Below are 17,718 nucleotides of genomic sequence, written 5' to 3'. Positions count from 1 at the left end.
AGGTTTGATTAATTTTCTTCTTTTTTGATTGTAAAATAAAATGTTGTGCCAGCGTCTTTTTCACTCGTCACCCAAATTTTGCCTTTTAAATTTTCAATAATTTTTTTTACTAATGCCAAACCAATACCAGTACCGTTGTATTGGTTCCTACCATGTAAACGCTGAAATATAACGAATATTTTATCAAAATACTCAGAATCTATTCCTATTCCATTATCAGATACAGTAAATTTATGATGGGTGTCTAATTCTTCATAAGACACCTCAATAATAGGCTTGGCACCTTCTTTTTGATATTTTAAAGCATTGCCTATTAGATTCTGAAAAAGTTGCTGTACTAGCAAGCTATAACTATGAATTGTAGGAAGTGTAGGAATAATTAAAGTAGCCTCTTTTTCTAAGATTTCTTGTTGGAAGATTAAACGTACTTCTTCCAATATTTCATTAAAATCTACTGCTATTAATTCCTCTTCCGTTTTTCCGACTCTAGAGAAATCTAATAGGTCTAAAATTATTTGACGCATTCTTTTAGCGCCGTCAACGGCAAAATGAATGTATTTTTTTCCTTCATCCTCAATAACATGATTGTATTTCTTTTCTAACAAGGTTAAAAAGCTTGAGATCATACGCAAAGGCTCTTGAAGATCATGAGAAACCACATAGGCAAACTGTTCGAGCTCTTCATTATAACGCAAAAGCTCTTCTGCCTGCTTTTCTAAATCGTTATTTAATTTTTTTAAGGAAGCTTCAAATGTTCTTCTTTCCGTAATATCCTGCATGGCACCAACCATTCTTACCACGTTTCCCTTTTCATTTCTTATGACGCTACCATTATCAATGACATTTGCATACGTACCATCACTTTTTAAATAGCGATATTCTGACTTGAAATACGTACCCGTTTTTTCATTTAAAAGAACTTCTGTACTTGCTAATGCTTGCGCTAAATCATCTGGGTGCACATTATTTCTCCAAAATTCAAAAGTGAGGTCAATTTCTTCTGGGTTATGACCAAATAATGTTTGATATCCCTTGCCTTGATACAAGGTATTATTTACCAAATCCCAATCCCAAATTGCATCATGTGTAGCTTCTGCAATTTTTTCAAAACGCTCATTGGCATTTCTTATCTCTTCTGTATACTTTACTCTATCTGTGATATCTTGTGCAGCACCAACAATACGAATAACTTCGCCTAGTTCATTTTTCATGACGCTACCTCTATCACTTACATTAGCATACTCGCCATCACTTTTTAAGTAACGATATTCACAGTTAAAATATTCTTGTGTTTTAAATTCTATTAGATTATTTACTAGCTCTAATACTTTAGGTTTGTCCTCTGGATGAATTCTACTTATCCAGACAGCGGGATCTGCTTTTCCTTCATTTTTGGGATAACCAAACAATTCTTCATAACCAGAACCATAAAATACAACGTCATTAATTAAATCCCAATCCCAAATGCCATCATTAGTTGCTTCAGATACTTTTTCAAAACGTTCATTAGATCTTTTAATATCTTCAATAGCTTGAAGTTTTTCAGTAACATCTTGCATGGCGCCTACCATTCTTAAAGCCTCACCATAGTCGTTACGTACAATAAACGCTTTATCTATAACATTAGAATACTCCTTATTTACATTGATAAACCGGTACTCTTCTTCCCAGAAATATTCCCCTTTTTCAATTGAAGAATTAAAGGAATTAACCACTCTATCATGATCATCAGGATGTATATGCCGTTCCCAAAGACTAGTATCCAAACTGGACATATTCTCCTTAGAATAGCCAAAAAGTTTAATATAATTTTCTCCTCTAAAAATTTCTCCAGTTTTGAAATCTAAATCCCAAATTGCATCAGAAGTTGCCTTTGTAACTAAATTATAACGTTGTATTGTATCTTCTAAGCTTAGAGAAACTAATTTACTTTCTGTAATATCTTGGATAGTACCCTCATAAAATATTGCTTCATTATTTTCATTTTTGATAAAATTTCCAATTTGACGAATCCATTTTACAGAACCGTCTGATTGTTTTATTCTATTCTCTAAAAAAAACTCTTGATTGTTTTCAATTGCATTTTGTCTTTTTTCGATAACTGCAGGAATATCTTCCTCAAAAATTAAACTTGTTATAGTTTCTTCTGGCGTTAATGGAATACCTTTATCTAAACCAAAAATATCATAAACATTCTCTGACCAGTATTCGGTTCCTTTTTCTAAATCAAATTCCCAATATCCAAGACTTGCAATTTCTTGTGCCTGATTTAATTTTTTATTTAGAAGACGTAATTCTTCTTTTTTACTAACATGATCAGTAATATCTATAATTACCGTATCAATACTAACACTACCATTTTTATTTTTAATAGGATTACCTTGACCTTTATGCCAACGTGTACTGCCATCAGGATGTTGAATTCTCCATTCAGTTTCCCATTTCTCGAGAGTTGCTACAGAATTTTCTAGAATCCCTTTTAAGCGTGGTTTCTCTTCTTCAAGTAATAAGTTCCAAACTGGATCAAAGCTAGTATAAACTTCTTGATTTGTAAGTCCCCATAATTTCTCAGTTCCTTTGGTAAGATGAACAATTTCCTGACTCCCGTCTAGGAAAAAAATATGCCTAAAAGCTACACAATCTATATTATCAATAATAGAATTAAGTTGGAATTCAATTGTTTTAAAATCATGAATATCTAACATAGTTCCAGCCACAATCTCAGGATCACCATTAGCGCTCCATTTGGTAACCTGGCCGGTAATTGTCATCCAACTCCAATACCCTTTTTTATGGCGTACTCTAATGACATGCTCATAAGCTTCAATTTCTCTATTCTTAATTTGACTTAAATAAGAAAGCGATTCCTGAACATAATCTTTGTAAATAATTTTTAGAAAAGTCTTAAAACTAAAATCTTTGAAATCTTTCTTATGGTATCCCAAGGTATTGATGGATACCTCATTTAGTTTAAACTCTGAAGTATTTACATTTAATTCCCATAGACCAACTTTACTGCTCTTTAAACTATTTTCATAGAAAGTAGCATCATCGAGTATTAAAGATTGAAATTGATGCTCTGGAATTAGCTTATTTTCAATTTGCCGTGCTAAAGCTTTGAGGGCATTTAATTGCGATTCTTTAATTTCTACCTCCGTCTCATGCCACAAACTCAAAACTCCAAAAGAATTTTGATCTTTTGTTTTTAAAGGAATCCCTAAATAGAAATCAAAAACATTTGTTTTATCTGCTGCTCTTAAATTTGATTTTAAGAGTATTTCATCAGTGGTACTTAATAAGATATTTTGGTAAAAAGATGTAGCGAAGCCTGTAGCACCATGGTTAGACTTTACTTGAATTGTTTTACCATCAGAAAGTGTGATTAACGCTGCAGCACAATTTGAAAGTGAAGTTGCAATTATTGCAAAATCAAGTAATTCTGAATCAAGATTCTGAAAATTAAAGCTCACGGTTACTGATTTTAATTTAAAAAATAGAAAGTAGCACGTATCTTTAAGCGTATAAAACTATAAAAACTTAATACTTATTTCTTATTCAAGCAAACAAGAGTGCGTGACACTCACGCTTAAGAATACTCTTACAAAGTAAATTTAGGTGTTACAAATTAAAATACCAATTATTAGCTTTAAAATGTAGGAATTTAGCAGTTAATACGCGCTATCAAAGGCTAAAAACTAGTATCAAAGAACTTAATTAGGTTTAAAATATAGCACAGAATCTACTAATAAGGTCTTTTTAATTGAAGTGTATATAAAATACCAATAGTTACGGTATTCCAAGAGGTCTCTTCTAATTGAATTCCAGTATAAGAAAAGTTCAATTCTGTACTTGGTCCCATAAGAAATCCAAATTGGGGTCTGTAATAAAAACCACCATCATTACCATCATTTAGTCCTATTGCCATACCTATATCTCCTCCAAAAGAAAATGAATTAGACCCCCAAATACGCAAGGAGGCTGCTGCGGGTAAAAATTGAATACTTGGCAGTGTGATTAAAACATCTTCCGTACCATACTTTTCTGGGAAACCATGAATATAACCTGTCATTACACCAAGGTCAATGGTTTCATTTAGCGCCCACATATGGCCAAAATCGGCCCCTATGACAACACCTACTTGATCATTAAAATTCTCTAGTGGTAATCCTCCTTGAATTCCGAATTTTAGGCCTTCTTGACTATACATTGATCCAAGGCACATAAATGCTGCTAGTAAAAATAAATTTTTCATCTTAATTTAGTATGGTTGATTATTCACACAAAACTAATCCTGATATTGTATTATCTATTATTTATGTTGTAAAACCCTACAATTTGGTTGTAGAAGAATTAAATAACCGGTATACTGGATAAAAAAGTACTTCTCGACCCTTCGCTTCGCCATTTTAGCACTCATTTTTTTAGTCTAAAATTAGAAAACTTTACAACCTTGCGGAAAACCGCAAGGTTGTAAAGTTTTACACTAGTACCTTTGTATTTTTAAAGATAATAGTGCATAAATGTAGTATTCATTTTGCATAAGAGCATTTTATTGGCAAGAACGATTACAATAGTATAACTTATTTTGGCCTGCTTAATTATAAAAGAATCCGGGGGGAACTTTCTACATTTTTAAGTATGGCCATTATTTGTTCACTTTAGTATCAAGTGACCAATGATTATATTTAATGCCTAACAATAAACCAATAAATATAAGCGCATGTAGTAATTGAGAATCTATAATTCCCCAATTCTCAATCATAGTACTTCCAAAAACTAAGGCAATCATTATCATTGTACCTAATACTAAAGCCTCTTTTGTAAATAGCCCAATAATAAGTAATACTCCCACTACAAATTCTAGGATGGGTAATGTGTAGGCAAAAGGCGTGACCAAAATCTCTGGAATCATAGATTCCGCAAAACTTCCTACTATATGATTTTTGAATCCCTCTAATTTAGGTAATCGCACCAAACCATGGCCAAACATACTAACTCCTATAGCAATTCTTGCCAATACATACCCTAACCTATACTCCTTCATTTCTCTTGCTGTTAATTTGTTAAACACTATGATATATACATACAACTCCCTTCAAGAACTAACTTACATTAGCCGAAAACGAAAAGAATTAAAAACTCATAATTTATGAATCTAAACCTACATCAACGAATAGTATAATTGACGGTGTATATGGTTTGAACTTACAAAAAGTAACTCTCGAAAGCATCTTTATTCCATATTAAAAATAATAAGATTGCTTAACGCTTATAAGTAGTTAAAAATCAGGCGTCAAAAAATCTAACATGCCAATAACATCGACAAAAGTAGCTAAAATAGCGTTTGTTTATCGATAGTATTTGTACATTCAACGTACTACAATTGTCATTAAACTACAATCCCCTGATAATCTAAATACCTAGGCTACCTTTGTCCTTTAATGTGAGCCCAACTCGCCTAAGACCTACTTTAATGCTAAGAATAAGACCTATAAAAATACGGGACAGTTTTGTTTTATTATGTTTCGTCATGTTTTTTAATCTATACACTATATATGGTCAAAAAACGATAAAAGACAGCCTATATCAAAACATAGAGACCTTTAAATTAAAACCTAATTACCAGAAAGATACACTTTATATCAATTTGCTTTATACCTACGGGAAAGCTTATGGTTTTTATAATTTAGATAGCCTAAACATCATAGCTAAAGAATCTATTGCTCTGAGTAAAGCAATTGACTATACTAAAGGAGAAGCAAAAGGCTATATTATTTTAGGAAATTATTATTCTGAAACTGGCGAAAAAGAACTTGCCATAGAAAACTTTATTAAAGCGCGTTCTAGTGCAGAAGTAAATAACTATGTTGATGTTATCTTACTCTCAAAAAGTAGTTTGGCTACAGCGTATTTACATAAAGAAGAATACACCAAAGCACTCAACGAATATCTGAGCGGTATTGAAATAGCCAAACAAAATAAAGATGAAGAAACGCTAGCCATTTTATATATCAACATCACAGTTATTTATAGCTTACAGAATGAGTATAAACAATGTATTTATTTCCTAAACAAAGCTATGGAATTAAATAGAAGAACAGGTAATGAAAGAATAACTGCGGTAACGCTAATTAATTTAGCCGCAACATATATAGACAACAATGAGTTAAGAAAGGCTTCAGAAAAAATAGATGAAGGCTTACCACTTTTAGAAAAACTTGAATTACAAGAATGGTTAACCTATGCATATGAATTGAAAGGAAACATTTTTCTTAAACAAGAAAAGGCTTCTGAAGCCTTAAAATGGTTTCAAAAAAGTGAAAAAATACACAAAGATATTGCACAAACGAGGTACAAAATATCCTTATACAACGGAATGTCTAAAACGTATCTGAAACTCAAAGACTATAAAAAAACTGAGACCTATGGTTTAAAAGCACTAGAATTGAGTAAAAACTTAAACGTACTAGATGAGCGTGATGAAATTTTAAAAACACTTTATCAATTAAAAAAAGAAACACACCAAACCGAAGCAGCACTTTATTACTTAGAAGAATTTAAAGCTATTTCTGATACCATAAATAAAAAGAACAATCAAAAAGAATTAAAAATACTAAAATCCAATCTTGAGTTTGATCAAGAAAAAGAACGCTACATTTTGGAAAATGAGAAAGTAGCTGCAAAACAACGATTGTATTTTTATGGTGCTATTTTAATCATCATTGCATTCTCTATTATTATTTATATCCTAAAAAAGAATAACAAAACACAAGGTCTTTTAAACAGAAAGTTAACTACAAAAACAAAAGAACTACAAGTCAAGGAAAAACATTTATTACATTCTAATACTACTAAAACTAAGTTATTTACTATTATTGCTCATGACTTAAGAGGCCCCATTAATTCATTTAAGTCCATGTTTGATTTGTTTACTAGCAAGCAAATTAACGCTACAGAATTTATTGAACTTGCCCCTACAATGGGGGAAGGCATTGACTGTATTGCTTTTACCTTGAATAATTTACTTTCTTGGGGACAAACCGAAATGAATGATATTATTACCGAACCAGAAAACACCAATATAGGTACTTTAATTACTCAAAATAATGCGTTATTATCGAAAATGGCAGATAAAAAATCGATCACTTTTGAAAATAATATAAATGAAGAAGTGTTGACCTGGTCTGGTAAAAACCAAATTAGCATTGCAATCCGAAACCTTACTAGTAATGCTTTAAAATTTACTCCTGAGAATGGAAAAATCACATTTGGAGCTACAGAAAAACAAAACCATTGGGAAATTTATATAAAAGATACTGGGGTAGGAATAACAGAAGAAGCTTTAAACAAAATATTTAATACCCAAGAAACTTTTACTACATATGGAACAAACAATGAAAAAGGCACAGGACTAGGCCTTGTGTTGTGTAAAGAAATGATTGAAAAAAATAACGGAAGTATTTGGGCAGAAAGCACATTAAATATAGGAACCTGTTTTTATTTTACCCTTCCCAAAGCGAAATAATAAACTTTCCTATTTAAGTAAATCACTTTAGACAAGCCTAATTTGAAAGAAAGATTTTTAGTATTGGCACTTAGAAAAAGTTTCATAGCTTAATGAAAACGAATCAATCTCCAAATTACTGCTGAAATTAAATAAGATCTTTGCTTTAAAACAGGGCCACTTAAAGTTTCTCTTGCCAGAATTATTAATAATTCTCTTTGCCATAGCATAAAACGGAAGATGGAACACTTCAATTCTCTTATAAAAGAAAGAAATCCTGAGGAAGAAACACATCACAATTTAATAATACATGGATTTTGCAAAGAGATAATCGTTTGAGACTTTCCATTACGCGGAAAGTCCATTTATCTTTATAGTAGGTGTGGACCTTGGCTGGATAAGCACACTAAAGAAACAGCACGAGGCATTCACATGACCAAGGAGTTTACAGCTTAAAGTACCTGAGCCATACTAAAACTACAGAATGTTATATCATAGCTCCTTTTTTCAGGTATTACCAGAAGAAAACAAAGGAGCACATACTGAGGTTATTTAGACGAGTTTATAAACCAAAAAACACCTCACACCAAACAAATATAGATCTTCAACCAATATATAAGAAAACAGCTTTCCCTAGATGAAATGGCGCCTTCTAAAGAGGAAACAGTACATATTTATAAGCTAATAAATAACCAAGGGTAAAAAGGAGGTATTGAAGCCATAATATAAGAAACTAAGGTAGTACCTAATTTTGAACAATTTCCTGAAATACTAGATACCAAACACAATAAATGCAATAAAACATCCCTTGACAGGGCAGCCCTGTAAAGATTAATTCAAAAAAAGGAAGTCTTGAGCGGTGTTAAAGTATTAATAGAGTGCATTAAAGACGAATTATACACTAAAGGATTGTTCCAAGTCCTAAGAACATACTTCGATGGTGATTTAATATTAGGTAGAGCGCTATACTCCCGATTGCCTTGGGGAGGATGCAATACTACACAAACCTTTATAAACAAAAAAAAGTCCTCAATATTTCTATTGAGGACTTGATTAAAAAAAGGCGACGACCTACTCTCCCACTTGGTATAGCAGTACCATCGGCGCTGATAGGCTTAACTTCCCTGTTCGGAATGGTAAGGGGTGGACCCTATCGCCATGGTCACCTTAAATCTTTGTACTACACCTATGGTATAGCAACTAATATTGTTAACATATTAAAGGGACAAAATGGGTGGTATAACCACTCACATAAAACACTTGTATATAATTAAAGTAAGCTACGATTTACGGCTTATGTAATGTAAAAAGGAAGTCCGCCCCCTAATAAAGGGGGCAAGTTGTGCAAGCCTATGGGCTATTAGTACTACTTGGCTACAGACATTACTGCCCTTCTACCTATAGCCTATCAACGTGGTCATCTCCCACGGCCCTTTAAAGAAATCTCATCTTGTGGCTGGTTTCGCGCTTATATGCTTTCAGCGCTTATCCAATCCCGACATAGCTACCCAGCAATGCTCCTGGCGGAACAACTGGTGCACCAGAGGTCAGTCCAACTCGGTCCTCTCGTACTAGAGTCAGATCCACGCAAATTTCTAACGCCCGCAGTAGATAGAGACCGAACTGTCTCACGACGTTCTGAACCCAGCTCGCGTGCCACTTTAATGGGCGAACAGCCCAACCCTTGGGACCTTCTCCAGCCCCAGGATGTGACGAGCCGACATCGAGGTGCCAAACCCCCCCGTCGATATGAGCTCTTGGGGGAGATCAGCCTGTTATCCCCGGCGTACCTTTTATCCTTTGAGCGATGGCCCTTCCATGCGGAACCACCGGATCACTATGCTCTTGTTTCCAACCTGTTCGGCCTGTATGCCTCTCAGTCAAGCACCCTTGTGCCATTGCACTCTACGTACGATTACCAACCGTACTGAGGGTACCTTTAGAAGCCTCCGTTACTCTTTTGGAGGCGACCACCCCAGTCAAACTACCCACCACGCACTGTTCCCTAGTGTTAGGGTTAGGCCCTAGATAAGCAAAGGCTGGTATTTCAACAATGACTCCACAACGCCTGGCGACGCCGCTTCAAAGTCTCCCAGCTATCCTACACATTACTTACCCAGAACCAATACGAAGCTATAGTAAAGGTGCACGGGGTCTTTTCGTCCCACTGCGGGTAACCGGCATCTTCACCGATACTACAATTTCACCGAGCTCATGGCCGAGACAGTGTCCAGATCGTTGCACCATTCGTGCAGGTCGGAACTTACCCGACAAGGAATTTCGCTACCTTAGGACCGTTATAGTTACGGCCGCCGTTTACTGGGGCTTCAATTCAATGCTTCGCCGAAACTAACATCTCCTCTTAACCTTCCAGCACCGGGCAGGTGTCAGGCCCTATACTTCATCTTTCGATTTTGCAGAGCCCTGTGTTTTTGATAAACAGTCGCCTGGACCTCTTCACTGCGGCCCTCCTAAAAGGAGGGCGACCCTTCTCCCGAAGTTACGGGTCTATTTTGCCTAGTTCCTTAGCCATGAATCTCTCGAGCGCCTTAGAATACTCATCCCAACCACCTGTGTCGGTTTACGGTACGGGCTGCTTCACTTGTTTTTCTCGGAGGATGTTACGCTGGATTATCGACGCAGCCGAAGCTTTATCGTACTATCGGGGTGTCACCACTCCCTTCAACGCGCTATTCCGTCAGCGCGCACCAACACCACATCCCCGTCACTTTTAGCGTGAGCAGGTAGCAGAATATTAACTGCTTGTCCATCCACTACCCCTTTCGGGTTCGCGTTAGGTCCCGACTGACCCCCAGCTGATTAGCATAGCTGGGGAAACCTTGGTCTTTCGGCGTGCGGGTTTCTCGCCCGCATTATCGTTACTTATGCCTACATTTTCGTTTCTATGCGTTCCAGCAACCCTTACAGATCACCTTCAACACCCATAGAATGCTCCCCTACCCCTCTGTACCGAGTACAGAAGCCATAGCTTCGGTGGTATACTTATGCCCGATTATTATCCATGCGGAATCGCTCGACCAGTGAGCTGTTACGCACTCTTTAAATGAATGGCTGCTTCCAAGCCAACATCCTGGCTGTCAATGCAATTCCACCGCGTTATATCAACTTAGTATACACTTGGGGACCTTAGCTGATGGTCCGGGTTCTTTCCCTCTCGGACATGGACCTTAGCACCCATGCCCTCACTGCTGTGAAACATTTTATAGCATTCGGAGTTTGTCAGGAATTGGTAGGCGGTGAAGCCCCCGCATCCAATCAGTAGCTCTACCTCTATAAAACTATCACAACGCTGCACCTAAATGCATTTCGGGGAGTACGAGCTATTTCCGAGTTTGATTGGCCTTTCACCCCTACCCACAGGTCATCCCAAGACTTTTCAACGTCAACGGGTTCGGTCCTCCACTTTGGGTTAACAAAGCTTCAACCTGCCCATGGGTAGATCACACGGTTTCGCGTCTACTACTACTAACTATGGCGCCCTATTCAGACTCGCTTTCGCTACGGCTCCGATCCTTAAAATCTTAACCTTGCTAGTAAAAGTAACTCGTAGGCTCATTATGCAAAAGGCACGCCGTCACCCCTAAAGGCTCCGACCGCTTGTAAGCGTATGGTTTCAGGATCTTTTTCACTCCGTTATTCACGGTTCTTTTCACCTTTCCCTCACGGTACTGGTTCACTATCGGTCTCTCAGGAGTATTTAGCCTTACCGGATGGTCCCGGCAAATTCATACAAGGTTTCACGTGCCCCGCACTACTCAGGATACCACTATCAATAACGTCCTTTACTTATACCGGGCTATCACCGTCTTCGGCCTATCTTTCCAAATAGTTCTAATTCATCGCGCATCAAATATCGTGGTCCTACAACCCCAGCATTGCCGAAACAATACTGGTTTGGGCTAATCCGCGTTCGCTCGCCACTACTAACGGAATCACTTTTGTTTTCTCCTCCTCCGGCTACTTAGATGTTTCAGTTCACCGGGTTTGCTTGATCTTACGATCACGACTGGCCTTCAACCAGACAGGTTGCCCCATTCGGATATCCGCGGATCACAAGTTGTGTGCACCTCCCCGCAGCTTTTCGCAGCTTATCACGTCCTTCATCGCCTCTGAGAGCCTAGGCATCCCCCATACGCCCTTTTCTAGCTTGTCACTAGTCCTTTTTATTCTATTATATAAATTACTACTGTATAAATACAGCAGTACCTCTATCGTACTTTACTCTATTTTTAAATTTGTGTTTTCTTGTGATTACAATATCCCTGAAGATAATTGTAATTCACTTTGTCCCAATATGTCAATGAACTTCGGTGAGTCACCACTGACAATAAAATTATCAATGATTCCTCCTCAATACCTGAAGATATAAATATCTCCAGGCATTGCCTGGTGGAGAATATCGGAGTCGAACCGATGACCTCCTGCGTGCAAGGCAGGCGCTCTAGCCAGCTGAGCTAATCCCCCGTCTTTTAGTGATCAGTTAACAGTTATTAGTTAACAGTACTTATAACGGCTATACTCAACCTCTAAAATTTCCTTTCAAGTGATACTAATTTAAATTAGTATCCTCAATTTTAATGAACGTATCTTGATTAAATAAATAACCAAACTTTAAGCTTGTAGTCTCAGGCAGACTCGAACTGCCGACCTCTACATTATCAGTGTAGCGCTCTAACCAGCTGAGCTATGAGACTCTCACTTAGCGAATCCTTTAACAGACTCTATCAATATTATAATAACATAATTATAAGACAGCAATTTGAACAATTAATAACTTAAAAATACAAGGACTAGAACTCTTTCGTATTTTATCATTGAGATGTTTTTCTCTAGAAAGGAGGTGTTCCAGCCGCACCTTCCGGTACGGCTACCTTGTTACGACTTAGCCCTAGTTACCGATCTTGCCCTAGGCCGCTCCTTACGGTGACGGACTTCAGGCACTCCCGGCTTCCATGGCTTGACGGGCGGTGTGTACAAGGCCCGGGAACGTATTCACCGGATCATGGCTGATATCCGATTACTAGCGATTCCAGCTTCACGGGGTCGAGTTGCAGACCCCGATCCGAACTGTGACCGGTTTTATAGATTCGCTCTCTGTTGCCAGATGGCTGCTCTCTGTACCGGCCATTGTAGCACGTGTGTGGCCCAGGACGTAAGGGCCGTGATGATTTGACGTCATCCCCACCTTCCTCACGGTTTGCACCGGCAGTCTCGTTAGAGTCCCCATCATTACATGCTGGCAACTAACGACAGGGGTTGCGCTCGTTATAGGACTTAACCTGACACCTCACGGCACGAGCTGACGACAACCATGCAGCACCTTGTAAATTGTCCGAAGAAAAGTCTATCTCTAAACCTGTCAATCTACATTTAAGCCCTGGTAAGGTTCCTCGCGTATCATCGAATTAAACCACATGCTCCACCGCTTGTGCGGGCCCCCGTCAATTCCTTTGAGTTTCATTCTTGCGAACGTACTCCCCAGGTGGGATACTTATCACTTTCGCTTGGCCGCTCAGTCCGAAAACCGAACAGCTAGTATCCATCGTTTACGGCGTGGACTACCAGGGTATCTAATCCTGTTCGCTACCCACGCTTTCGTCCATCAGCGTCAGTGTATAGTTAGTGACCTGCCTTCGCAATCGGTATTCTAAGTAATATCTATGCATTTCACCGCTACACTACTTATTCTAGCCACTTCACTATAACTCAAGACCGCCAGTATCAAAGGCAGTGCATACGGTTGAGCCGCAGCATTTCACCTCTGACTTAACAGCCCGCCTACGGACCCTTTAAACCCAATAATTCCGGATAACGCTCGGACCCTCCGTATTACCGCGGCTGCTGGCACGGAGTTAGCCGGTCCTTATTCTTACAGTACCGTCATCAATCTACACGTAGATCTTATTCTTCCTGTATAAAAGTAGTTTACAACCCATAGGGCAGTCTTCCTACACGCGGCATGGCTGGATCAGACTTCCGTCCATTGTCCAATATTCCTCACTGCTGCCTCCCGTAGGAGTCTGGTCCGTGTCTCAGTACCAGTGTGGGGGATCTCCCTCTCAGGACCCCTACCCATCGAAGTCTTGGTGTGCCGTTACCACACCAACTAACTAATGGGACGCATGCTCATCTCTTACCGTAACCTTTAATATATAAGTGATGCCACTCATATACCACATAAGATATTAATCCAAATTTCTCTGGGCTATCCCTTAGTAAGAGGTAGATTGCATACGCGTTGCGCACCCGTGCGCCGGTCGTCAGCGGAGCAAGCTCCCTGTTACCCCTCGACTTGCATGTGTTAGGCCTGCCGCTAGCGTTCATCCTGAGCCAGGATCAAACTCTTCATCGTTGTTTTGTAAATATTATATAACATCCTAAACCAACAACAAAATCATCCGAATCCTAGCCCTTAGTATTCTTTAAGCTAATTCTTTAATTCAATTTATTTAATTACCGTTTCCAGTAATTAAACGCTGTCTTACAATATGTCAATGAACTTTTATTTCGTATTCTTAACCGCTTATCTCAGTATCGTTGTTTCCCTAAGCGGCTGCAAATATACACCCTCTTTTGAAACCTACAAGCGTTTTTGAAAAAAAAATTCAATCTTTTTTTTGACGTTTTTATAACACCCTAGAAACAAAGACTTAACACTCAAAAAAAGATTAAGAATAATCATTGTTCTATCAAAAAAAGCAATCAACAGACCTTATTACCCATAAACAGACCCCGCCCACATCTATACTATATTATGCAAATTGCTCCACAAGATACTCGTCATCCACCATTAATCTAATTCATCGGACCTTCAACACCTACAAAAACACTTTTGACTCACCAACCTAATCCCTTTGACTGAACACGCACTCTTTCCCGTTTCCGGTCTAGCTATTTCCAAGACCAATATCAACTCCTGATTTAAGCACTCAAAGGAACGTTCACCTCAATTACCTCAACAGAGGTAGGAAAAGAAAATTACAATAACGAAACCTGCAACCAATTACTATTTTTACTACAACGCATCTATCTATTATAATAATTTCAGAAAAATGCATCCCCATTCACCCCTCACAAAACAACTCCTACTATAAACCACAGTTTTAAAGTAACCACCAATACCTATATCAAACTCACCCTTATTCCTTTATCAATATATAGATGACACCTTTATATAGCAACCCACTTAATAAGTGACACTTATTTTGATTCTGTATTCCAATTATTCTAAAAATTATTTTCAACATAGGATCAGAAGGACACTTAAACCTTTCTCTTAAACTCATCCTCCTTTAAAAAGAACACCCCGAAACACTTCAAGCCATGCCGACAAAATATTGACAGAAAGCTAATGATCGAGAAAACGAACAGAATAAAAAGCTAAAGGAAAGAACAAGACACTTGTGTTAGAAGAATTAAAAATGAAAAAATAAGAAAACAACTTTTAAAAGAAGTAGACTCCTCTATACAAAGCCAATTACAACTAGACAGCTGCCGGCAGGGAAGACCAAAGCAAATCCTTGTTCCTTATACATCCTGACACCAAGATTCCTTACTAATAGTTTCAAGAAATGAGAAACCTATCCAATGCAGCGACTTCTCCACAACAAGCAAAAACAAAATCATCACATTGATATAAAATGTAAAAAACACCAGATTTAGAACATTCAACTCCATAGCCTGTACAAAAACAATAAACCATAAATTATTCCTGAATTATAATATGGACAGAAGTACGAATGCTTCCACAACATCCATTAACACAAAACAAAAGATTTTAGAGGTCAATTCAGAAGTTAGGAAAATGAAGAATTCTTCCTTTATAGATTGACTATCGTTTTTACTTAAACACTAGATTTAGTCATGACAGATCACAACCCAAACACAGACCAATCACTTAACTATTAAACAAAAAAAATCCTCAACTTGCGTTGAGGATTTGTTGGCGGTCCGGACGGGACTCGAACCCGCGACCCCCTGCGTGACAGGCAGGTATTCTAACCAACTGAACTACCGAACCGTTGCTTTTAGCGGTTGCAAATATACGCCGCTTATTTAATTACGCAAATTTTTTTGACTAAAAAATTCACTTTTTTTCAAAATAAATTACAAAAAAATCCATTGAACTTAGTTATCAGACACTTACAAAAAAATAAAAATTAAACTTTTCCGTCGTCTAAAAACAAAACGTGTGCCTTTTGACTAAATGTTTTAAAATCGTTAGCACTTAATTGATCCGGATACGGCACAAAAAAATGATTTTCAGAATCGTTTCGCCATAATAACACCCAAGCAATACCCATTTCTGCCACTGTATCATCTAAAATGGTACTCCACCATCGTGATTCTGAAACCTTATCTAATCCAATTTCAGTTAAAGCATATGGCTTTTTTAATGTTTCTGCTACCCTTTTTAAAACCTCCACATTAGTTTTTAGCGTTTTTTTAAATGCTTTACCAGTTCCATGTTGGTACAGATCTAAACCTAACATATCTACAACATGATCTCCAGGATAATTTAAAAGGTATTCTGCTTCCGTGAACACCAAATTAGGAGCATACACATACAGTAAATTATGAACTTCAAATTCTACCGACAGCAGTTGCAAGGTTTGCAACCACAAAGCTTTATACCCCTCAGGACTGCAATTTGGATTGCCCCACCAAAACCAAGCACCATTCATTTCATGAAACGGACGAAAAGCAACCGGAATCAACATTCCGTTTTCATCTTTTAAACGCAATAGGAAGTCAGCAACTTTTTTAAGCCACTCTTTATAGACTTGAAAATGGCTGCCACCCTCCAAAATATGTTTTACAGCAATCGTAGTTTCCCAGCTATCGCCTTTAGAAACAGGATTATCTGCATGCCAACTAATGGTGATGATCCCGCCTTCCTTATGTGCTTTCCGCATGAGAGTGCACATAGCATCAAAAGGCACATCATCTAAGTTTTTGTCTTTCCCATGTTCAATCTGGCCAATATCAAAACCATAAACTAAGGGAAAGTCACCTATTACTTTATATACATCACTTGTATACGCATCTTGGTCATGGCGCCACCCTACCCCGTAAGACGTCGTATCTTGATGACCAAAGGCATATCCTTTATCTGAAAGTTTTTCTATTTTTTGCTTTAAAGCAAAAACCTGAGGCAGTGCTTCGGTATCTGCTAAACGGAGTGTAGTCATTATCTTGAGGTTATAGAAATTTTTGCCTTTCAGTCATATAGGTATTTAGAATTTTAGAAAAATCGCCTCCTACATCCACAGGAACATATTTAATCTTATACTGTGCGCAATTCAACTTTAAGTTCTCTTTATATACATTGACACTTTTCTTATAGCCTTCCTTAACGGTATCTGCATAAATATCTATTTTTTCTCTTGTCTCCACATCAATAAATCGCTTAGGCGTATTGTCAAAATTAAAATCGACCTCATGTTCCGCATCTAGTACATGAAACAAAACCACTTCGTGTTTGTTGTATTTTAAATGACGTAAAGCATCAAACAATTTTTCATCTTCTGTTTCCGCTTGAAGCATATCTGTAAATAGAAAAATTAAACTCCTACGTTTCATTTTTTCCGCTATCAGGTGCAAATAAGTATACGTTTCTGTTCTATTTTCCGGATTTGAAGTTGCACTAACTTCATTAAGTTTCGCCAATAACATCTGATGGTGCCGCTCACTACCCTTTTCAGATGCGTAATATTCGTATTGATCGGAATATACACTTAAACCAACAGCGTCTCTTTGTTTCTTTAAAATAGCCATAAGCGCAGCAATAGCCAAAACACTAAAACCTATTTTATTAAGGTTATCTATTGCTAAATTCTTTACTTCTGGATAAAACATAGAAGCTGAGTTATCTAATATCATATGGCAACGAAGATTGGTTTCTTCCTCATAGCGCTTGGTGTACAATTTATCGGTTTTTGCGAATAGCTTCCAATCGATATGTTTTGTACTTTCTCCGTTGTTATAAATTTTATGTTCTGCAAATTCAGCAGAGAAACCATGAAACGGACTCTTATGAATTCCACTAATAAATCCTTCCACTACTTGATTCGCTAAAAGCCCAAGATTCTGAAATAAAAAAGATTTATGTAATTCTGATTGTACATTCATACCACTAAAGATAATTAAAACAGTGCTCTAAACTTAAATATACTCCCTTATAGACACAAAAA

At 37.4% G+C, this 17,718-nt stretch carries 6 protein-coding genes, 3 tRNA genes and 3 rRNA genes; 1 reads left to right on the top strand and 11 read right to left on the bottom strand.

The genetic code is table 11. The annotated features are described in order from the left end of the window. Nucleotides 1–8: 8 nt before the first annotated feature. The 3 genes from GQR94_RS10350 to GQR94_RS10340 form a co-directional block, all read right to left on the bottom strand. Nucleotides 9–3,470, bottom strand: a complete 3,462-nt coding sequence (locus tag GQR94_RS10350; RefSeq protein WP_158975427.1) for a PAS domain-containing protein — start codon at nucleotides 3,468–3,470, stop codon at nucleotides 9–11. A gap of 272 nt (nucleotides 3,471–3,742) precedes the next feature. Then, the gene (locus GQR94_RS10345) at nucleotides 3,743–4,252 is read right to left on the bottom strand and encodes a hypothetical protein (protein WP_158975426.1); all 510 of its coding nucleotides are present in this window, start codon (nucleotides 4,250–4,252) and stop codon (nucleotides 3,743–3,745) included. Between the two features lie 393 nt (nucleotides 4,253–4,645). Continuing rightward, nucleotides 4,646–5,044, bottom strand: coding sequence for a DoxX family protein (locus GQR94_RS10340; RefSeq protein WP_158975425.1), 399 nt, complete (start codon nucleotides 5,042–5,044; stop codon nucleotides 4,646–4,648). A gap of 486 nt (nucleotides 5,045–5,530) precedes the next feature. On the opposite strand from GQR94_RS10340, the gene GQR94_RS10335 reads away from it, so the two are divergent. After that, a complete protein-coding gene (locus tag GQR94_RS10335; RefSeq protein ID WP_158975424.1) occupies nucleotides 5,531–7,525 on the top strand; it encodes an ATP-binding protein in 1,995 nt (664 codons plus the stop codon). A gap of 1,037 nt (nucleotides 7,526–8,562) precedes the next feature. Here the strand turns inward: GQR94_RS10335 and rrf are convergent. The 8 genes from rrf to GQR94_RS10295 all read right to left on the bottom strand — a co-directional run bounded on the left by rrf (nucleotide 8,563) and on the right by GQR94_RS10295 (nucleotide 17,656). Continuing rightward, nucleotides 8,563–8,674 (bottom strand): 5S ribosomal RNA (rrf, locus tag GQR94_RS10330). A 170-nt stretch (nucleotides 8,675–8,844) separates the two neighbouring features. Beyond that, nucleotides 8,845–11,679, bottom strand: a 23S ribosomal RNA gene (locus GQR94_RS10325). A 233-nt stretch (nucleotides 11,680–11,912) separates the two neighbouring features. After that, nucleotides 11,913–11,989 (bottom strand) — tRNA-Ala (locus GQR94_RS10320). Between the two features lie 156 nt (nucleotides 11,990–12,145). Continuing rightward, a tRNA-Ile gene (locus tag GQR94_RS10315) sits at nucleotides 12,146–12,219 on the bottom strand. 139 nt (nucleotides 12,220–12,358) lie between these two features. Then, nucleotides 12,359–13,877 (bottom strand): 16S ribosomal RNA (locus GQR94_RS10310). The 16S, 23S and 5S rRNA genes sit together here with 2 tRNA genes alongside, the layout of an rRNA operon. Before the next feature lie 1,591 nt (nucleotides 13,878–15,468). Continuing rightward, nucleotides 15,469–15,545 (bottom strand) — tRNA-Asp (locus tag GQR94_RS10305). 139 nt (nucleotides 15,546–15,684) lie between these two features. Continuing rightward, nucleotides 15,685–16,716 carry a glycoside hydrolase family 26 protein gene (locus GQR94_RS10300; protein WP_158975423.1) on the bottom strand — a complete coding sequence of 344 codons (1,032 nt, stop codon included), beginning with the start codon at nucleotides 16,714–16,716 and terminating at the stop codon, nucleotides 15,685–15,687. 10 nt (nucleotides 16,717–16,726) lie between these two features. After that, nucleotides 16,727–17,656 carry a DUF58 domain-containing protein gene (locus GQR94_RS10295; protein WP_158975422.1) on the bottom strand — a complete coding sequence of 310 codons (930 nt, stop codon included), beginning with the start codon at nucleotides 17,654–17,656 and terminating at the stop codon, nucleotides 16,727–16,729. Nucleotides 17,657–17,718 lie beyond the last annotated feature (62 nt).

It is taken from the genome of Cellulophaga sp. L1A9, from assembly GCF_009797025.1.
Taxonomy (GTDB): domain Bacteria; phylum Bacteroidota; class Bacteroidia; order Flavobacteriales; family Flavobacteriaceae; genus Cellulophaga.
This window is presented reverse-complemented; position numbering and strand designations above follow the sequence as displayed.